Genomic DNA, 18599 nt, shown 5'->3' on the forward strand with positions numbered 1-18599 from the left:
GCGCGGATTGCCCATCTGGCCGGGAGCCCGCGACGGCCGCCGCCGTGCGGCTCACCGCTGGATCCCGAGAACGGGCGCGACCGCGATGTCGTGCATGCGCCAGTCCGCCTCCCGCAGCAGCCGGCCCAGCCGTTCGAGCCGCTCGACCAGGTCGTCCGTGCCGGGGCGGGGCACGACGAGCATCTCGCCGACGAAGACGTGCCCTTCCTCGCGGAGCCGGATCCACGCGTCCTCGACCCAGGGCTCGTCGAGGGCGAGCGAGGTGAGCCGGGCGAGGAGGGGGTGCGGTTCGTCGTCGGTCACGGTGCGGGGTCGGCGGTCCATGAGGTCGGCGACGGCGACCCGGGTGGTGCGCAGGCCGTCTCGGACGATGTCGGCGGAGATGACGATCGCGGCGACCGCGTCGGCCCACCACAGGCCCGCGCCGATGCCCAGGATGCCGAGGACGGCGGCCGCGGCGGTGAGCCAGTCGGCGCGGTTCATCTCGGCGTCGGCGTGCAGGACCTTGTCGTGCAGCTGCTCGGCGAGCTTCGTCTTGGCGCGGCCGAGCAGGATCGCCGGGACCATGGTCGCCAGCAGGACGGCGATCATCGGCCAGCCCAGCCACAGGGTGTGGCCGAACACCTCGATCAGCCCGATCGGCGGGCGTTCGCCCTGCACGAGTCGCAGCACGGACTCGACCAGGATGTAGCCGCCGAGCGCCAGCAGCGCCAAGGCGGAGGCCAGGAACGCGATGGCCACCGAGCGGTGGCGCCCGTAGGGGTGGTCGGCGTCGGGCGGCCGGTTGCGGTAGCGGTTGGCGATCAGGAACGCGACGGGCGGCGCCAGGGCGAGGATGTCCTCCACCCAGGCCGCCTTCATGGCCTGTGACTGGCCGAGCACGACGGCGAGCGCGGTGATCGCGACGACGAAGAACGCGATCGTCCACCACTCGAGGCGGACGGCGCGGCGGTGCAGCGCCGCCTTCTCGGGCGGCAGCTCGTAGTGGTCGTAGACCGCGGCCATGTCACGCCCCCGCGCGGTGGTTGTCGAGCAGCAGGCGCCGCACCTCGTCGTCGTCCAACGCCAGCAGGAACCGCTCGACCGTGCTCTGCCAGGCGTTCTCGCCGGGCGGCACGGCCATGACGTGGTCGAGGCTGGACAGGTGGGTGCCCGTGTCGGTCAGCCCGATGGCGTCCACCAGCCAGTCCGGCACGACCGCGGCGGCGTCGGGACGTTCGGGGAGGTCGGCGACGGGGACGGCGGTGGCGTCGTGGTCGGGCAGGAGGGCCGCGTCGGTGCTGCCCTCCCGCACCAGCACCCGTTGTCCGGCGACCTCGGTCGCCGAGCCGGCGGGCACGGCGACGACCGTGTCGGTGGTGAGGTAGTCGGTGGTCAGGGCCACGTCCTGGGACCAGGGCGACTGGGCGTCCAGCCCTCCGACCACGAGGTCCAGGCCGCGTTCGGCCAGCGAGGCCATGAGCTCGGCCTCGCTGCCGCGCACCCACTGCACGCGGGCGCCCAGGCTGTCCGCCAAGCGCTGCGCCAGCACGGCTTCCACGCCCTCCGGCGGCTGCCCGTCCGCCGCGTCGCCGCCGGTGACCGTCCACGGCGGGTTGTGCGCGACCCCGACCCGGATGGTGCCCTCGCGCACCCGGTCCAGCGTCCCGTCCGCGTCGCGCGGCCACTGGCAACCGGCGGCGGACGTCACGACCAGCGCCACCGCCACGACCCGTGTCCACGCCCGTCGAGCGACCGCAGCTGATGCCATGGTGTTGATGTTGCCCGAACGGCCGGTTCCCAATCATCGGGCGGCCGGCCGGTCGTCGGGGTCAGGGCAGGGGCAGGTCGGGCGGGATCTGGAGGGCGACGGTGATCAGGGAGTGGACGCGGGTGGCGACCGCGGCCAGCAGGCCCTGGACCTCGGGCGAGGCCGTTTCGGCGGCGGCTTGGAGGGTGCGCAGGTCTTCGTCGATGCGTTCCAGGATCGGGCCGACGTCCGCGTGCCGGCTCTGCAGCGCGGCGGCGATCTCCTCCAGGGGAACTCCCTGGACCTCGAGACGTTGTACGAGGTGGATGCGGTCGACGTCGGCGGGGTCGTAGAGGCGGTAGTTGCTCGCGGTGCGCTTGGCCGGCGCCAGCAGGCCGAGGCTCGTGTAGTAGTCGACGGTGCGGGGGCTGACCTGGGCTCGGGCGGCGAGTTCGCCGATCTTGAGCAGGACGTCGGTCACTGGGGGTCTCACCTCCGGTTGCTCACCGTGAACCGTACAGCCTCACGTGCTACCGTGAAGTATGCCTGAAGACGCCGACGTGGACGGTTGTAGTAGTAGGCCGGGTGGGACCCGGCTGATCATGGATTCTCCGGCGGGCGTGCCGTGCTGATCGTTTCCGGCTTGCTCGTGATCGTGGCCCTCACCGTGGCCACGGGGTACTTCGTGGCCCAGGAGTTCGCCTACATGGCGGTGGACCGGGGCCGGTTGCGGCAGATGGCCGAGGGCGGCGACAAGGCCGCCGAGCGGGCCCTGCGCGTCACGCAGAAGTTGTCGTTCATGCTCTCCGGCGCCCAGTTCGGCATCACGGTGACCGCGCTGCTGGCCGGTTACGTGGCCGAGCCGCTGCTCGGCACCGGCCTCGCGGACCTGGTCGGGCTGACCGGCCTGTCGCCCGCCGTGTCGGTGTCGCTGTCCATGGTGGTCGCGCTGGTGGTCGCCACGGTGGTGCAGATGGTGCTGGGCGAGCTGCTGCCCAAGAACTTCGCCATCGCCCGGCCCGAGCCGTTGGCCAAGGCGTTGAGCGCCTCCACGCTGGTCTACCTCAAGGTCGCCGGCCCGGTGATCCGCCTGTTCGACGCGGCCGCCAACCGGCTGCTGCGCGCGGTCGGCATCGAGCCGGTCGAGGAGCTGCCCCAGGGCGCGACCCCGGAGGACCTCAAGCAGATCATCGGCGACGCGAGCAGCGAAGGTCACCTCGACCCGGAGCTGTCGCACCTGCTGGAACGCGGCCTGGGCTTCCGCGAGCTGGCCGCCGAGCAGGCCATGACCCCGCGGGTGCTGGTGCACTCCGTGCGCGCCGACGAGCCCGTCGCGCGGGTGGTCGAGCTGCTGGACACCGGTCACTCCCGGTTCCCCGTGTTCGGCGCGGACCTGGACGACCTGCGCGGGGTGGTCGGGTTGGCCGAGCTGCTGACCGTGGACCCGGAGCGGCGGGCGGACACGCCGATCGGCGCCGTCGCCTCGCCCGCGCTGGTGGTGCCCACGACCCTGCCGCTGCCCGGCGTGCTGGAGCGGTTGCGCGCCGAGCGCAGGCAGCTGGCGTGCGTGGTGGACGAGTTCGGCGGCTTCGCCGGGGTCGTCTCGCTGGAGGACCTGGCCGAGGAGCTGGTCGGGGAGATCCGGGACGAGGACGACCTGGACGAGGCCGGCATCGAACCGCTGGGTGACGGCGCGTGGCGGGTGCCGGGCCGGATGAGGGTGGACGAGATCGCCGACGCGACCGGCGTCGACCTGCCGCGCCACGACAGCTACGACACCGTCTCCGGCCTGGTGCTGACCCGCCTGGGCCGCACCGCCCGGGTGGACGACGAGATCGAGGTCGACGGCGTGTCCCTGCGGGTGACCGCCGTGGCCCGCAACGTGCCCGCCAGCCTCGTGCTGGCCACCCCGACCATCGACCGGACCGCGCAGCGGGAGGACGCCCGATGAGCACCACCTGGTCGTTGCTGATCTCCCTGCTGCTGCTGGTGGCCAACGCGTTCTTCGTGGCCGCCGAGTTCGCGCTCATCGCCGCCAAGAGGCACCGCCTGGAGCAGGACGCCGAGACCAGCCGCGCCGCCCGCGCGGCCGTGGCCGGGATTCGCGAGCTGTCCCTCATGCTCGCCGGCGCGCAGCTCGGCATCACGCTGTGCACGCTCGGGTTGGGCGCGCTGGCCAAACCGGCCGTGGCCGACCTGATCGACCCGCTGCTGCTGGCCACCGGGTTGCCCTCCGGTGTGTCGTACGCGGTCGCGTTCACGGTCAGCCTGGTGCTGGTGGTGTTCCTGCACATGGTCGTGGGCGAGATGGCCCCGAAGTCGTGGGCGATCTCGCACCCCGAGCGCTCGGCCGTGCTGTTGGCGTTGCCGTTCCGGGCGTTCGCGCACTCGGTGCGCTGGGTCCTCAGTGGACTGAACCGCACCACGAACGCGTTGCTGCGCCTCGGCAAGGTCGAACCGCAGGACGAGCTGGCGCAGGCGCACCGGCCGGACGACCTGCGGATGCTGGTCCGGCAGTCCGCCGAGCACGGCCTGATCCCCGAGGGCCAGCAGCGGCTGCTCACCAGGATGCTGCAGTTGCAGAACACCACCGTCGCCCAGGTCATGGTGCCGATCGAAGACACGCTGAGCGTCTCCGAGCACAGCAGCCCGCTGGCCGTCGAACGCCGCAGCCGCGAGTCCGGGCGCTCCCGGTTCCCGGTGATGGACGTGCACGGCCGGTTCCTCGGCCTGGTGCACATCCGCGAAGCGGTCCGCGCCACCGCCGCGGGCCGCCGGACGACCGCCCGCGAGCTGATGAACACCACGGTGACGCTGCCCGCCGCCATGCCGGTCGCGAGCGCGGTCACCGCGATGCGCGCCGACCGGGCCCAGCTGGCGCTGGTGTCCGACGCGGCGGGCGGCGTGATCGGCATCGCGGCCCTGGAAGACCTCCTCGAAGAGCTGATCGGCGACTTCGAGGACGAGACCGACACCCTGCTCCGCACCACCTGAACACACCCTCCCGGAGGAATGAACCCGATGTTCAAACGGATGCTCAGCGCGTTCGGCGTCGGCGGACCGTCCGTCGACACCGTCCTCGACTCGCCTCACGCCACCCCCGGCCAGGTCGTCACCGGTCAGGTCCGCATCCAGGGCGGCAGCAACGACGCCAACATCGACCAGATCGTGCTGTCGCTGGTGACGCGCGTCGAGGTCGAGCACGGCGACCACGAGTTCGCCGGCGTGTCGGAGTTCCTGCGCGTGGTGGTCGCGCAGGGCGTGCGCGTCCCGGCCGGGCAGCCGATGGCGGTGCCGTTCCAGCTCCCCGTGCCGTGGGAGACCCCGATCACCGCCGTCGGCGGGCAGCCTCTGCCCGGCATGACCGTCGGCGTGCGCACCGAGCTGGTGATCTCCGGCGCGCCCGACAAGGGCGACCTCGACCCGCTGCTCGTCGGCCCGCTGCCGTCCCAGGACCGGGTGCTCGACGCGTTCGGGCAGCTCGGCTTCCAGTTCCGCAGCGCGGACGTCGAGGCGGGGCGCATCCACGGCGTCCAGCAGGAGCTCGGCTTCTACCAGGAGATCGAGTTCTACCCGCCCGGCCAGTTCGCGGGGCGGGTCAACCAGGTCGAGCTGACCTTCGTCACCAACCCGCACGAGCTGGTCGTGGTGCTGGAGGCCGACAAGCGCGGTGGCATGTTCTCCTCCGGCTCGGACGCGTTCGGCCGCTTCCACGTGACGCACCAGGACGCGCTGAACACCGACTGGGCCGGCGCGATCAACCAGTGGATGGCGCAGATCTCCCAGCGCGGCGGCCACTCCGCGTTCGGCGGCCAGCCCGGTTACGGTCAGCCCGGTTACGGTCAGCCCGGGTACGGGCACCACGGCGGTCACTACGACGACGACCACCACCACGGCCGTCGCGGTCCGGGCATGGGCGCGGTCGTCGGCGGCGTCGCGGCCGGTGTGGTCGGCGGCATGGTGCTCGGCGAGGTCGTGGAAGAGGTCTTCGAGGACGACGGCGGCGAGGACATGGCGTTCGAGGAGTGACCGCTCCGCCGACCGCTTGACCGCACGACCACCAGGCCGTGGCACCGCGAGGTGCCACGGCCTTCGTGCGTCCCGGACAGGTCTCCACCTGCGCGTTCCCGCGGTGGACGGGTCGGCCGCCGGCGTCGCGACGGGCATCCACTGTGGATCCGGCCCCGCGCCATTGCCGAAACGATTTTCGGCTGCCACAGTGCTGAGTGGCGCTCTCACCACCGGCGACGGGCCGGTCGGCGAGTCTATCCGTCCTGTGTGGACGGTGCGTCCTCCGCCGCCTGCGGACAGACCGTTCTCGAGCGAGGATGTGAGGATTCGATGACGCGTTTCGCCAGAGTTGTCATGCCGGTGCTGGCGGCCCTGCTCGCCGGCTCCGCGACGTGGCCGGGCGCGGCACAGGCGGTGGACGGCCCGGCGGCGACGGCCCCGCCGACCGGGACCGTGCGGGTGCACCTGCTGGTCCCGTCCGACGTCGCGCCCGACCAGCGCTACGTGGACGGCATCACCCGGGTGATGGTCGAGGCACAGCGCTACTACAAGCAGGAACTGGGCAAGACGTTCCGGCTGAACAGCCCGGCGGTCGAGGTGATCCGGGGCGAGCGGGTGCGCAGCTGGTACGAGAACACGCCCAACGGGCCCGAGCGGTACTGGTGGACGGTGTTCAACATGCAGCAGGAGCTGATGCGCCGGCTCGGCCTCGGCGCGCCGGACCGGCGCTGGCTCAACGTCGGCGAGATCCGCGCGGAAGGCCCCGGCGCGGGCGGCGGTGGCGGCGGCGGTTGGGTGATCCTGTCCGGTCACGACGCGGACGGCGCGGCGGGCGTCAACGGCCCGATGAACCGGTGGTACGGCGGCATGGTGCACGAGCTGGGGCACGCGTTCGGCCTGCCCGACTCCTCCTACACCGACGGCACCCCGATGTCGGCGTCCTTCTACGACTACCCGAACACGCACTTCACCCAGAGCCAGAAGAACGGCATCCTGAACGGCCCGTACGGCAGCTTCCTGTACTGACCCGGGACCACCGGGCGCCAAGCGGCGAGGCCCGGTCCCCGCGACCGCGGGGACCGGCGACCCCGCGCGCCCGCAAGCCGTACGGGGAACCACATCCCCGGTCACGCCTCATCCCTGCGCACCACCGAGAGGTCCTCGTGATCAACAGCCGGCGAACGAGAGGTCTTCGACACCGAGCGCTCACCGCGGCGGTCTGCCTCGCGTCGGCGTTCTCCTTCGGGATCGGCACACCCGCCCAGGCCGCCGGGTCCGGCGCGCCGGCGGCCGACCAGCTCTACCGGGCGGCGGAGAAACCCGCGTCGACCACCCTCACGGCGAACGACTCCCGTGAGCACGTGCACGTGAAGTTCGCGGAAGGGAGCCGGGTCCGGTTACGCGGCGCCGAGCTGACGTCGGCCCCGGGCACGGACCTCGGCGCGGTCCGCGAGGTGCTCCGATCCGGCGCGGTCTCGGCGGTGCGGCGGCTGTTCACGGCGCCGGAGGAGGCGCTGCGGACGTTCACCGACCAGGCGGCGGCCCGCTCGGGTCGCGCGCAAGCCGACCTCACCCTGTGGTACCGCCTGGACCTGCGACCGGGCGCCGACCCGGTGGCGGTCATCGACGCGCTCAACGCGCTGCGCGAGGTGGAGATCGCCTACGCCGAACCACTCGCCGTCTCGCCGCCGATCGCCCCGGACTTCACCGCGCGCCAGGGCTACCGCTCCGCCGCCACCGGCAGCGGGATCGACGCCGACTACGCGCGGACGGTCCCCGGCGGCACCGGCGCGAACGTGCGAGTGGCCGACATCGAGTACGCCTGGAACTTCGCCCACGAGGACCTGTCCGAGTTGCGCGCCCCCGGCACGTTCGTCGCCAACGGCACCGCGAAGGACCCGTTCGGCGACAACAACCACGGCACCGCCGTGGCGGGCATCCTGGTCGGCGACGCGAACGCGGGCGGTGTGACCGGGCTGGTCCCCGACTCGCCGATCCACGTCACCAACGCGGCCAACGCCGAACGCGGCTGGGACGTGGCCAACTCGGTCATCGTCCTGGCCCGGTCGCTGCGGCCCGGCGACGTGCTGCTGATCGAGCAGCAGACCTCCGGCCCGGCCGGCTGCACCGGGTACGTCGCCCCCGAGTGGGTCCCGGCGATCTACGACGCGATCGTCGCCACCACGTCCGCGGGCATCACCGTGGTCGAGACGGCGGGCAACGGGTCGATGAACCTGGACAACCCGTGCTTCGGCAGCAGGTTCCCGCGCGGCAGGCCCGACTCCGGCTCGATCATCGAGGGCGCCGGCTCCGCACCCGGCTGCGGCACCGCCCGCGCCCGGCTGAACTTCTCCACCTACGGCAGCCGGGTCGACGTCCAGGGCTGGGGCAACTGCGTGGTGAGCACCGGGTACGGGAACCTGCACAGCAGCGGTGGCGCCAACGCCTACTACACGGCCTCGTTCAGCGGGACGTCCAGCGCGGGTCCGATCGTGGCGGCGGCCGCGGCCTCCCTGTCCAGCGTCGCCAGGCAACGCGGCACCACGCTCACCCCCGACCGGGTGCGCGCCATCCTGAAGTCGACCGGGACCCCGCAGGCCAACCCCGCCACCGGCAACATCGGCCCCCTGCCGAACCTGCGTGCCGCGATCGCCGCCCTGCCCACCCGGTCGTCGTGATCCTCGGAGGTCTGACCCCCATGAAGAAAGTCGCTCTCGATGATCGCCTCCGGCGCGGTCGTCGCATCCGTGCCGGCCCTGCCCGGCGGGATGGCCGCGAGCGCTCCGGTCCCACCGCGGTCGACGTCGGCGGGGCAGTGCCACCACGCGGACGACTTCGCACCCCGAGAAGGGCTCGGGGCGGACGTGTGCGAGACGGGTGACGGCCTGTTCAAGGTGCGCACCGCGAGCGGTGCTCACCCGCCCGACGCGTCGGCGACGATGGTCCCGCTGATGAGGCAGCACTTCGTCCAGTCCAACGCCATGGTCTCGAACCGCGCCGCGGAGCACGGCGGCGACCTGTCGCCGCGCGTCGCCTGCGACTCCGGGGGGCGGCCGGCCGGCCGGGTCATGCGCAGCAGCCACGACAACGACGACATCGGCGCGATCGACCAGGCGGTGGCGCGCCAGGGCCGGCGGATCACCGGTCAGGCTAACGTCGTGTACTGGGATGACGGCGGCTGCGGCGGCGGTGTCGCCTACGGCAGCGGCGACACGCGTCCGGGCGTGGAGAACACGGCGGAGATCGACGGGACCCGGTAGGACCACTGGACCCATCGCGAGGCGGTGGGACCCGCGCGACGAAGCCCTTCGGCGACCCCGAGGGGCTTCGTCGCGCGGGGGCTCGGGCTCAACCCTGGCGGCCGTCGACCTCCGGGTTCGTCGACGCGGCTGCCCTGAGCAGGCGCAGCTGCCCGATCTCGCTCACGTTCTTCATCAACTCGGCGTTCACCCACGCCACCGCGTGCCCGACCGTGCCGTCCGGCCACGGGAAGGTGGACGGTGCGGACAGGTCCAACGTCGGCAGCAGCCCGACCCACTCGTCGCGCAGACCGCGGAGCCAGTCCACCACCCGGTCCGGTCCGGGCCACCGGATCTCCGCGCGGTGGCGCGGGGCGCGACCGAGGGCGTGGTCGATCGCGACCGACCACCACCAGCCCAGGTGCCAGGACACCCAGGCGATGGTCGGCACGGGCACCGGGTCGGGCTCGGTCTCGGCCCAGTCCGGCGTCCCGTCCCGGATCGTCCACACCACCCCGGCGGGTTCCCAGAGGTGGTCCTCGGGCACCAGCCGTTCCAGGTGGTACTCGAACAGCGACCAGGTCAGGTCGAACTGCCGGCGGAGCAGGTCGTCATCGGGCACACGGTGATTGTGCCCGGCCGGGCAACTGCTCCTGCGCGGGCGGAGGCGGCCGCGCTCTCGCCCGTCCCGGCGTGTCAGCGGGCGGTGGTCCACTCCTGCGCGGGCGTGAACGGGACCGGTGACGGGCGTTCGACGGTGGTCGTGAGGTCGATCCTCCGCCCTTCCCCGGCGGAGCGGAGCACGGCGGTCATCGTCTCCAGCACGTGCAGCGCGAGGTCCCCGCCCGCGCGCGGCGGTCGACGGCCGCCGGCCGCGACGAGGTCGAGCAGGCCGATGCCGCGGCCGGCCCCGGCGTAGCCGGCGTCCGGGGTCAGCGCCTGCCACTCGGCCCCGCCCAGCGGGAAGAGGCGGGTCACGCCGTCGAAGTGGTTGGGGTCCGGGACGGCGAGGGTGCCGGTCTCGCCGTGCACCTCGATCGGCACGGCGGAGGTGGCCACGCCGTCGAAGCTCGTGGTGATGGTGGACAGCGCGCCGCCGGCGTGTTCGAGCACGCCGGAGACGTGGCTGGCGACCTCGACCGGGATCCGCTGACCAGCCCGGGGTCCGGACCCGATGACGCGCTCGTCGCGCAGCCGGGCCGCCGCGCCGATCACCGCGCGCACGGGGCCGAGCAGGTGGACGAGCGCGGCGATGTAGTACGGGCCCATGTCCAGCAGGGGACCGCCGCCGGGCGCGTAGTAGAAGTCGGGGTTCGGGTGCCAGCGCTCGTGCCCCGGCGTGACCATCACCGCCGACGCCGACAGCGGCCGGCCGATGAGCCCGCGGTCGATCGCCGCGCGCGCGGTCTGCGTGCCCGTGCCGAGCACGGTGTCGGGTGCGCAGCCCACCAGCACACCGGCCGCGGCGGCCCGGTCGACGATGGTGCGGCCCTCCTCGAACGTCACGGCCAAGGGCTTCTCGCCGAACACGTTCTTGCCCGCGTCGACGGCGCGCAGCGCGATCTCCGCGTGCGCCGCCGGGGTGGTGAGGTTGAGCACGGTGTCGACGTCGGGCCCGTCGAGCAGGCGCTCCACGCTCACCGCAGAGGCTCCCGGGAGACCGGCGGCGACGGCGGCCGAGCGGGCGTCGTCGAGGTCGGCGACCGCGGTGATGCGCACCGCGGGGTGGTCGGCGAGCGTGTCGAGGTAGGCGCGGGAGATGACCCCGAGACCTACGACGCCGACGCGGTGCGGGTCGCCCACAGCATTCCCCTCTCGATGACGGTGCGGACGTCGGGGTGCTCCAGCACGTCGAGGCTGTGCCCCGGGGTCGTCACGACGATCCGGCCGGCGCCCCACTGGCGGGTCCAGATCGCCGGGCAGGTGACGGGCCGCTGCCACGGCTGCCACTCCTCGGCCGGGTGGGTCGTCGTGGCCAGCACGTCGTTCAGGCCGTCGTGCAGCACCCAGTACTGCTCGGTGACCAGCTCGAAGTCCTCGATGCCCGCGGTGATCGGGTGCTCACGGCCGAGGGCGGTGATGGTCACCGAGTGCGGCAGGTAGTTGTCCTCCGGCCCGCCCGCGCGCTCGCCCGGCCGCTTGCCGGGGTGCGTCGCGAACTGGCCGCCCACCAGGTGAAGGTAGTCCGACGAGGCGCGGAACGAGTCGGCGATGCCGCCGTGCCAGCCGGTGAAGCCGGTGCCCGCCTCGACCGCCGCGCGCAGCCCGGCCACCTCCTCGGCGGTGATCTGCGACATCGTCACGCACTGCACGATCAGGTCCGTGTCGGCCATCTCGGCGGCGTCGGCGTACACCTCGGTCGAGTCCTCGACCCGCACGGCGTAGCCGCCGCGCTCCAGGAACGGGAGGAACGAGTCGGTCGCCTCGACCGGCCGGTGACCCTCCCACCCGCCCCGGACCACCAGTGCTTTCGGCTGCCTCACGCCCACCCCCGGGAACTGCTCTTCGACGGCCACGACATCCCGGGCGGGCGAGGCCGGTGCCGGCCCCCGTCCACCCGTCTTGATCGTATCCGTCACCCCCTCCCGGATGTCGACACCTTGTTGCGCGGGAGGCGGTCCGGCGGGGGAGGTGACGCTCGTTCCGGCGAACGGACGTCACCTCCCGATCCGGGCCGGGGGTCACGGCCCGGTGCTCACCCCCGTGCCTGCATGCAGTCGAGCCAGGACGCGGTGGTGACGACGATCTCGACCGGGGTGCTCTCGGTCACCGTGCCGTCCGACACCCGGATCTGCGCGTCGTACACGCCCATCGGCACCGACACCGGACCGCCGACGAGCAGCCACCCGTTGATCGTGACCCCGCCGTCGTCCGGGTCGGGGTGGTTGGAACCCGGCGGGAGGACGCTCTCCGTGGAGGTCCAACCGGGCGGCAGGTCGCGCATCCCGTAGTCCAGGTTCGTGGACCAGTCACCGGTCACCGCGAAGATGAAGTAGGACCGGTGGACCCGGTCGTCCGTGCCGTGCTGGACGCACATCCGCTGCGGGCGGTCCCACTCCTCCAGCTGCCAGGTCTGATCTTGCGCGGTCGTCTCCGCCGACGCGACGCCGAGCGGTCCGACCAGGGGGAGCAGCAGCACCGCGACGAGGGCGAGCGCCGATCTGACGATCCGAGAAGTCGATGTCACCGAATTCCTCCTGAACTGGTGCGGAAAACGCCTCGGCTGACCGTACCGACCGGATCTCAGAGTCCGCTGAAACTCCCTGCCCTTTCGGGCAGTTGTCGATCGGCGCTCCCGTGACCGTCCGGTTCGGACGGACCGGCACGTCCGATCGGACCCCGGTGACAGGGCCGGCATCGGCGGGAGCGGCCACGGCCCACGTCATGACACTGGTGGCGGACAAGGAGAAGGAGGGCTATCGCGCCGACGGCTCGGCGGCCACCGGCCGATCCCACCGGCCTGACCCGCGATCGGCCTGAATCACCTGTCGTTGGTGGTCGGTCGCCGCGGAACTGCGGGGTCGCGCGACCGGTCGCGCACGGAGGACGCGGCACGGGGCGTGGCCGGGCCGAGGCGGTAGGTCGTGCCGCCGCCGCGTTCCCGGGTGCGGTCGACGGCGTCGCCTCCTCATCCGGCCGGCGGACGGCTGTGCCTTGTGGACGGTGTCAGTTGACGCAGGTGGGCTCGCGCCGGACGAAGCCCACCGGCGCCACCGGCGCCGCCCCGCGTTCCGCCGCGGCGGCCGTGGCCGAGGTCGTCGGCGCGCCGGCGGCCAGTCCGCCGACGAACGCGCGCAGCCCGGCCGCGTCGGCGGTGGTCGTCCCGTCCGGTGCGACGCTGGTCGGCGCGGTGACGAACTCGACGTTGCCCGCCGCCAGGTCCCGCATCCGCCGGGCGAGGTCGAGGATGTCCCAGTCCGCGTCGATGACCACGCTGCGCCGCAGCGTGTCGGTGAGCCGGGAGATGGTCGTCGGGTCGGTCAGCGTCCCGGTGGACAGCACCTTGTCGGCCAACCCCTTCATGAACGCCTGCTGCCGGGCGATGCGGTCGAGCTCGCCGCGCGGCAACCCACCCCGCTGGCGGACGAACGACAGCGCGTCGCCACCGGAGATCGACTGCCGCCCCGCCTTGAAGTCCGCGCCCGAGCCCGGGTCGGCGGTGTCCGCGTTCAGGCACACGTCGACACCGCCGACGGCCTCGCTGATCAGGTAGAAGCCGTAGAGGTTCAGCTCAGCGTACCGGTCGACCCTGATCCCGGTCTGCTGCTGGAGGACCCGCACGAGCGCCTTGCGGCCGGCGTCGGCGGACTCGCGGGCCAGGCGCTGCCCGTCGGTGACGCCCCCGCCGCGCAGCTCGGCTTCCGCGCGTTGCCGGGCCACGTCGTACACGCTGTTGAGCGGCCCGTCCCCGGCGTCCGGGATGGGCACGCGGAGGTCGCGCGGGAGGGAGACCGCGGCCGCCCGGCCGCCCTGGTCGGGCACCCGGATCAGCACGAGGGTGTCGGTGGCCACGCCGGACTTCTGCTCGGTGCGCAACTGCTTGAGCACGGCGTCCGGCAGCGGCCGGCCTTCGGCGTCGGTGCGGCTGTCGCTGCCGACGAGCAGGATGTCGGTGGCGCCGTCGGCGGTGTCGGGACTGCCCGGCACGTCGAGCACCTCGCCGGTCCGCACGCCGTCGTCGATGCCCCTCGACACCGCCCACGCGATCCCCGCCGCCACCAGCACCACGACCGCGATCAGGGCGACCGCGCCGCGCCGGGCGGTGCTCGACAGCCGGCGGCCGGGGCGCCGGGGCGGCTCGGCGGAGGTCGCCGGCTCGGCCGCGACGTGCGTGGTCGCCTCCACGGCGGGGTCGGCGGGGTCGGCGGGGTCGGGCGCCACGACCCGGCCCAGGGTGAGCGCCTCGTCGCGCCGGGGGCCGAACCCGAACGACGTGGTCGGACCGGCCGGGGGCGTCTGCGACACCGCCTCGGTCACGTCGGGCTCCGGCGCGACCGTCTCCGGCCCGTCGGCGGGTGCGGTCGGAGGTTCGGCGGTGGGCGCCGCGTCGTTGTCGGCGTTGTCGGCGACGGCGGGTGGTAAGGCGTCGGCAGGCGGCAGGACCGGCGTGACGTCCACGGCGGCCAGCGCGTCGCGGAAGTCGGCCGCGGACGGGTGGCGGTTCGCCGGGTCGGCCGCCAGCGCCTCGCCCAGCAGGGCCATCACCCCGTCCGGGACGCCGGCGATGCCCGGCAGCGGCTGGTCGTGCATCCGGATGATCTCGGCCAGGTTCGGCTCGCGCAGTCGCGGGAAGCGGGGCGGCCGGCCGGACAGCAGGGCGTAGAGGGTGGCGCCCAGCGCGTAGATGTCGGCCCGCTCGGTGGGCGCTTCCTGCCGGAACGCCTCCGGGGCCGCGTAGGCAGGCGTCAACGCGGTCAGGCTCGCCGAGGACTCCCGACCCGGCTCGGCCAGCGCGGCGAGCCCGAAGTCGGCCAGTCCGCACACCCCGTACCGGTTGACGAGGATGTTCGCCGGCTTGATGTCCCGGTGCAGCACACCCGCCGCGTGGGCGGCGGCCAGCGCGTCGGCGATCTTCACCACCAGCGCGCACGCCTCGTGCACCGGCAGCGCGCCCCGGTCGCGCAGCCGGTCGAGCAACGAGCCGCCCGTGCACAGCTCCATCACCAGGTAGGGGCGGCCGTCGGTGAGCACGCCGGCGTCGTACAGGTCGACCACGTGCGGGTGCCCGGACAGGCGCCCGGCCGCCCGCGCCTCGCGCAGGAACCGGCGGCGGTCGTTCCCGTCGAGCACCATCCGGCTGTCGATCTTGACCGCGACCTCGCGGTCCACGCTCACCTGCACGGCCCGGTACACCACGGCGAACCCGCCACGGCCCACCGGATCGAGCAGCCGGTACCCCGGCACCTGCGACTGCGGCATCACCGGATCGACCCTAGTGGCGGTTCGCGGGCCGGGTGACCGCAAAACCGCACACCTGCGGAGCTATTCCTGGGCCTTGCCCCCGGTGACGCGGGACAGGGCCAGGGCGATGAGGATGATGGCGCCGTTGAGCGCGCCGATCCACTGCGCCGGGACGCCGCCGAGGGTGAGCACGTTCTGGATCATGAACAGGAGCAGGATGCCGGTGAAGGCGCCGAACACCGTGCCCTTGCCGCCGTTGAGGCTGATGCCGCCGATGACGGCGGCGGCGAAGACGGTGAAGATGTAGCCGTTGCCCTGCGCGGAGGCGACCGAGGCCAGCCGCCCGGAGAGCAGCAGCCCGCCGAGGGCGGCGAGCAGGCTCGCGGTGACGATGACGGTCCACAGCACCCGGTCGGTGCGGATGCCGGCGGCCTTGGCCGCGTCGACGTTGCCGCCGATGGCGTAGAGGGACCGGCCGAAGCTGGTGAAGCCGAGGACCACGATGCCGATGGCGAACAGGACGAGGCACAGCCACACCGACGCGGGGACGCCGAACCACTGCGCGGTGCCGAGGTAGAGCATCGACTCGGGGAGGCGGAAGAAGGTCTGGCCGCCGGAGATGCCGGTGAGGATGCCGCGCAGCACGATCAGCATGCCCAGGGTCACGATGAAGCCGTGCAGCCCGAACCGGATGATGAACAACGCGTTCACCACGCCGATCAGCACGCCGACGGCCAGCGTGATCGGGACCGACCAGCCGCCGGGCACCAGGCCCAGCCCGTGGCCGGTGCCGACGGGCACGGTGAGCCAGGCGGCGATCCCCGGCGCGAGCCCGACGGTGGACTCCAGGGAGAGGTCCATCTTCTTGACGACCAGCACGAGGGTCTGGGCCAGGACCAGGACCGCGATCTCGGACATGGTCTGCAGGATGTTGATCAGGTTGTCGGCCTGGAGGAACACCGGGCTGACCAGTTGGCCGACGACCGCGATCACGATGATGGCGGGGATGAGCGCCAGGTCCCGCAGGCGGGCGAAGGCGATCCGCCGCCCGCCGGCGCGCCCGCCGGACGGGCGCTTCCCGACCGGGTCGCCCGTCGAGCCGTCGTCGGTGACCGCGGCCGCGGTCGTGGTCTCAGGCATCGAGGTCCACTCCTTCCATCGCGGCCACGAGCTGGTGGTCGTGCCAGCCGCTGGTCGTCTCGGCGACCACGCGGCCCTGGAACACCACCAGGACCCGGTCGCACAGGCGCAGGTCGTCGAGCTCGTCGGAGGCGATGAGCACGCCGGCGCCCGCGTCGGCGACCTCCTCGACCTTGCCGAGGAGGAACTCCTTGGACCGCACGTCCACCCCGGCGGTCGGGTTGATCAGCACCAGCAGCTCCGGGTCGCCCGCCAGGGCGCGGGCCATGACCACCTTCTGCTGGTTGCCGCCGGAGAGCCCGGAGACCGGCAGCTCCGGTCCCGGCGTCTTGATCGCCAGCTTCTCGATCATGGCCGCGGCGAGGTCGTCGCGGCGGCGGCCGTCGATGAACCCGCCGGGCCCGAGCCGTTCCGGGATGGTCAGCGTCCCGTTGTCCGCGATGGACATCTCCGGCACGAGTCCCTGGTGGTGCCGGTCCTGCGGGACGAACCCCGCCCCGGCTCTCAGCGCCGCGGGCACGCTGCCCGGCCGCGGCCGGGAACCGGCGATCTCCACGGTGCCGCGCTCGGCCGCCCGCAACCCGACGACGGTCTCCGCGATCTCGATGCGACCGCTGCTCGCCGCGCCCGCGAGACCGACGATCTCACCGGCCCGGACGCGGAACGACACGTTCTCGTACACCCCGGGCAGGGAGGCGTCGTCCACCTCCAGCACGTCGGCGGCGTCCGCCGCCGGTCCTCGGCGTCGACCGCCCGCCTCCGCCGCGGCCTCGCCGGTCATGGCGGCGACCAGCTCGGCCCGGGGCAGTTCGTCGACTGCGGCGGTGAGGATGTGCCTGGCGTCGCGGAAGACCGTCACCGTGTCGCAGATCTCGTAGATCTCCTGGAGGTGGTGGCTGATGAACAGGAACGTGACGCCCTGCCGCTGGAGGTCGCCGATCCGGGCGAACAGCCGGGTGATCGCCGCGGCGTCGAGCTGGGCGGTCGGCTCGTCCAGGATGATGAACCGCGCGCCGAACGACAGCGCCCTGGCGATCTCCACGAACTGCCGCTGCTCGACGCCCAGCTCCTTGGCGGGCGTGCGCACGTCCACGTCGACCGACCAGGTGTCCAGCAGCTCGCGTGCCCTGCTGTGGACCGTCCGCCAGCTGATCAGCCCGCCGCGACCGCGGCCGTGCCGGTTGAGGAACAGGTTCTCGGCGACGGTCAGCTCGGGGATGATCGTGGACTTCTGGTAGACGCACGCCACCCGCTGCCGCCAGGCGTCCCGGTCGGCGAGCCGGGGCGCGGGCTCGCCGTCGAACCTCACCTCGCCCTCGTCCGGCGGCTGGAGCCCGGTGAGGATGGACACCAGGGTCGACTTGCCCGCCCCGTTGCGCCCGACCAGGGCGTGGGTCTGGCCGGCCTCGATCCTGATCGACGCCTCGTGCAGGGCCACCGTGGACCCGAACCGCTTCGTCATCCCCGTCGCCTCGACGACGGGCGCAGTCGCAGCCATCTCGCGTGCCGCCCTTCCGGTCAACCGAGCTTGTTGCCCCACAACGACTGGTCGTCGCTCTTGAGGCTGGGGACGCCGTCGTAGGTGCCGCCGTCGGCGGTGACCAGGGGAGCGGAGAGCTGGTCCTCCAGGAGGCCTTCGCGGACCTGGATGATGGTGCTGTCGTGGTCGGTCTTGCCGGGCGCGAACGTCTTGCCGTCGATCGCGGCCTTGAGGTAGTGCAGGGCGTACTTGGCGTAGAGGTCGGCCGGTTGGGAGACGGTGGCGTCGATCCGGCCCTCGGCGATGCTCGTCAGCTCCTCCGGGATGCCGTCGTTGGAGACGACGAACACGTGCTCGGGGTCGTCCGGCCCGACCAGCAGGTCCTTCTGCTTGAGCACTTGGAGCGTGCCGGCGAGCGCGAAGCTGGACTGCATGTAGACGCCCTTGATGTCCGGGTGGGCGGTGAGGTCGGTCTGGAGCTTCTGCGCGGCGACCGCGCCGTCCCAGTTCGTGGCCTCCCCGAACACCGTGATGTCGGGGTAGTGGGCCTTCATGCAGTCGTTGAACGCCTCGGTGCGGTCGCGGCCGTTGATCGAGGCAAGGTCGCCCTGCAGCATCACGACCTTGCCCTTGCCGCCGAGCTTCGCGCCGAGGAAGCGGCAGGCCTTCTCGCCGTAGGCGCGGTTGTCGGCCCGGACCACCATGAAGACGTCGCCGGTGTCGGGCCGGGTGTCCACCGTGACGACCGGGATCTTCTTCGCCGCCAGCTGCTCCAGCGTGGGTGCGATGGCCGCGGTGTCCTGCGGCGCCATCGCGACGCCCTTGACGCCCTGGCTGATGAAGGTCTGGGCGTTGGCGGTGAGCTTGGCGACGTCGTTCTGGGAGTTGGTGGTCTTGAGCTCGAGCCCGAGCTCCTCCGCGAACTCCGGGCTGTACTTGATGTAGGAGTTCCAGAAGTCGGTGTCGGACCGCGGGTAGTCGACGCCGACCACCGGTCCGCCCGAACCGGACTGCCCGGAGTCCTGGGCGCCGCAGGCGCTCAGCGCGGCGGTGAGGGCGGCGACGACGGCGACGGCGGCGCGGGATGTGGTCGGCACGG

18 protein-coding genes are annotated in these 18599 nt (G+C 72.9%); 7 read left to right on the forward strand and 11 right to left on the reverse strand.

All coding sequences use genetic code 11. The features are described from left to right. Window positions 1-51: 51 nt before the first annotated feature. The 3 genes from EDD40_RS37565 to EDD40_RS37575 all read right to left on the reverse strand — a co-directional run bounded on the left by EDD40_RS37565 (window position 52) and on the right by EDD40_RS37575 (window position 2210). Window positions 52-1005: a cation diffusion facilitator family transporter gene (locus EDD40_RS37565; protein WP_123747088.1), complete on the reverse strand. Its 954-nt coding sequence runs from the start codon at window positions 1003-1005 to the stop codon at window positions 52-54. 1 nt (window position 1006) lies between these two features. After that, window positions 1007-1750 carry a transporter substrate-binding domain-containing protein gene (locus tag EDD40_RS37570; RefSeq protein ID WP_148089043.1) on the reverse strand — a complete coding sequence of 248 codons (744 nt, stop codon included), beginning with the start codon at window positions 1748-1750 and terminating at the stop codon, window positions 1007-1009. Window positions 1751-1811: 61 nt separating this feature from the next. After that, window positions 1812-2210: a helix-turn-helix domain-containing protein gene (locus tag EDD40_RS37575; protein WP_123747090.1), complete on the reverse strand. Its 399-nt coding sequence runs from the start codon at window positions 2208-2210 to the stop codon at window positions 1812-1814. A 168-nt stretch (window positions 2211-2378) separates the two neighbouring features. On the opposite strand from EDD40_RS37575, the gene EDD40_RS37580 reads away from it, so the two are divergent. The 6 genes from EDD40_RS37580 (at window position 2379) to EDD40_RS37605 (ending at window position 9000) form a co-directional block, all read left to right on the forward strand. Beyond that, window positions 2379-3680 carry a hemolysin family protein gene (locus EDD40_RS37580; protein ID WP_246038386.1) on the forward strand — a complete coding sequence of 434 codons (1302 nt, stop codon included), beginning with the start codon at window positions 2379-2381 and terminating at the stop codon, window positions 3678-3680. Beyond that, window positions 3677-4723: a hemolysin family protein gene (locus tag EDD40_RS37585; protein ID WP_123747092.1), complete on the forward strand. Its 1047-nt coding sequence runs from the start codon at window positions 3677-3679 to the stop codon at window positions 4721-4723. The genes EDD40_RS37580 and EDD40_RS37585 overlap by 4 nt, the downstream gene beginning before the upstream one ends. Before the next feature lie 27 nt (window positions 4724-4750). After that, the gene (locus tag EDD40_RS37590) at window positions 4751-5758 is read left to right on the forward strand and encodes a sporulation protein (protein WP_123747093.1); all 1008 of its coding nucleotides are present in this window, start codon (window positions 4751-4753) and stop codon (window positions 5756-5758) included. A gap of 312 nt (window positions 5759-6070) precedes the next feature. Then, the gene (locus EDD40_RS37595; protein ID WP_123747094.1) at window positions 6071-6766 is read left to right on the forward strand and encodes a hypothetical protein; all 696 of its coding nucleotides are present in this window, start codon (window positions 6071-6073) and stop codon (window positions 6764-6766) included. Window positions 6767-6903: 137 nt separating this feature from the next. Beyond that, window positions 6904-8418, forward strand: a complete 1515-nt coding sequence (locus EDD40_RS37600) for a S8 family serine peptidase (RefSeq protein WP_123747095.1) — start codon at window positions 6904-6906, stop codon at window positions 8416-8418. Between the two features lie 39 nt (window positions 8419-8457). After that, window positions 8458-9000, forward strand: coding sequence for a hypothetical protein (locus EDD40_RS37605; RefSeq protein WP_123747096.1), 543 nt, complete (start codon window positions 8458-8460; stop codon window positions 8998-9000). An 88-nt stretch (window positions 9001-9088) separates the two neighbouring features. Here the strand turns inward: EDD40_RS37605 and EDD40_RS37610 are convergent, their stop codons facing one another. The 4 genes from EDD40_RS37610 to EDD40_RS37625 form a co-directional block, all read right to left on the reverse strand. Further along, complete coding sequence (locus EDD40_RS37610) at window positions 9089-9601, reverse strand: DinB family protein (protein WP_170185353.1); 513 nt, start codon at window positions 9599-9601, stop codon at window positions 9089-9091. Window positions 9602-9675: 74 nt separating this feature from the next. Beyond that, window positions 9676-10782 (reverse strand): Gfo/Idh/MocA family protein, encoded by a 1107-nt coding sequence (locus EDD40_RS37615; RefSeq protein ID WP_123747097.1) that lies wholly within the window; start codon window positions 10780-10782, stop codon window positions 9676-9678. Next, window positions 10752-11462, reverse strand: a complete 711-nt coding sequence (locus EDD40_RS37620; RefSeq protein ID WP_123748576.1) for a ThuA domain-containing protein — start codon at window positions 11460-11462, stop codon at window positions 10752-10754. Before EDD40_RS37620 ends, EDD40_RS37615 begins: the two co-directional genes overlap by 31 nt. Before the next feature lie 212 nt (window positions 11463-11674). Next, a complete protein-coding gene (locus EDD40_RS37625) occupies window positions 11675-12166 on the reverse strand; it encodes a DUF5980 family protein (RefSeq protein ID WP_148089044.1) in 492 nt (163 codons plus the stop codon). A gap of 110 nt (window positions 12167-12276) precedes the next feature. Here EDD40_RS37625 and EDD40_RS44935 point away from each other — a divergent pair, with 110 nt between their 5' ends. Further along, window positions 12277-12459: a WGR domain-containing protein gene (locus EDD40_RS44935; protein ID WP_170185354.1), complete on the forward strand. Its 183-nt coding sequence runs from the start codon at window positions 12277-12279 to the stop codon at window positions 12457-12459. Window positions 12460-12645: 186 nt separating this feature from the next. On the opposite strand, the gene EDD40_RS37635 is transcribed toward EDD40_RS44935, so the two are convergent. The 4 genes from EDD40_RS37635 to EDD40_RS37650 all read right to left on the reverse strand — a co-directional run bounded on the left by EDD40_RS37635 (window position 12646) and on the right by EDD40_RS37650 (window position 18597). Next, window positions 12646-14898 carry a protein kinase domain-containing protein gene (locus EDD40_RS37635; RefSeq protein ID WP_123747100.1) on the reverse strand — a complete coding sequence of 751 codons (2253 nt, stop codon included), beginning with the start codon at window positions 14896-14898 and terminating at the stop codon, window positions 12646-12648. A 63-nt stretch (window positions 14899-14961) separates the two neighbouring features. Beyond that, a complete protein-coding gene (locus EDD40_RS37640) occupies window positions 14962-16020 on the reverse strand; it encodes an ABC transporter permease (protein WP_123747101.1) in 1059 nt (352 codons plus the stop codon). Next, window positions 16013-17518, reverse strand: coding sequence for a sugar ABC transporter ATP-binding protein (locus EDD40_RS37645; RefSeq protein ID WP_123747102.1), 1506 nt, complete (start codon window positions 17516-17518; stop codon window positions 16013-16015). The genes EDD40_RS37640 and EDD40_RS37645 overlap by 8 nt, the downstream gene beginning before the upstream one ends. A gap of 20 nt (window positions 17519-17538) precedes the next feature. Then, window positions 17539-18597, reverse strand: a complete 1059-nt coding sequence (locus EDD40_RS37650; RefSeq protein WP_123747103.1) for a sugar ABC transporter substrate-binding protein — start codon at window positions 18595-18597, stop codon at window positions 17539-17541. Window positions 18598-18599: the final 2 nt, after the last annotated feature.

This window comes from Saccharothrix texasensis (assembly GCF_003752005.1).
Classification (GTDB): Bacteria; Actinomycetota; Actinomycetes; order Mycobacteriales; family Pseudonocardiaceae; genus Actinosynnema; species Actinosynnema texasense.

Coding starts and splice junctions, on each gene's coding strand:
- EDD40_RS37565 (WP_123747088.1), bottom strand. CDS start 1,005: ATGGCCGCGGTCTACGACCACTACGAGCTGCCGCCCGAGAAGGCGGCG.
- EDD40_RS37570 (WP_148089043.1), bottom strand. CDS start 1,750: ATGGCATCAGCTGCGGTCGCTCGACGGGCGTGGACACGGGTCGTGGCG.
- EDD40_RS37585 (WP_123747092.1), top strand. CDS start 3,677: ATGAGCACCACCTGGTCGTTGCTGATCTCCCTGCTGCTGCTGGTGGCC.
- EDD40_RS37590 (WP_123747093.1), top strand. CDS start 4,751: ATGTTCAAACGGATGCTCAGCGCGTTCGGCGTCGGCGGACCGTCCGTC.
- EDD40_RS37595 (WP_123747094.1), top strand. CDS start 6,071: ATGACGCGTTTCGCCAGAGTTGTCATGCCGGTGCTGGCGGCCCTGCTC.
- EDD40_RS37605 (WP_123747096.1), top strand. CDS start 8,458: ATGATCGCCTCCGGCGCGGTCGTCGCATCCGTGCCGGCCCTGCCCGGC.
- EDD40_RS37635 (WP_123747100.1), bottom strand. CDS start 14,898: ATGCCGCAGTCGCAGGTGCCGGGGTACCGGCTGCTCGATCCGGTGGGC.
- EDD40_RS37640 (WP_123747101.1), bottom strand. CDS start 16,020: ATGCCTGAGACCACGACCGCGGCCGCGGTCACCGACGACGGCTCGACG.
- EDD40_RS37645 (WP_123747102.1), bottom strand. CDS start 17,518: ATGGCTGCGACTGCGCCCGTCGTCGAGGCGACGGGGATGACGAAGCGG.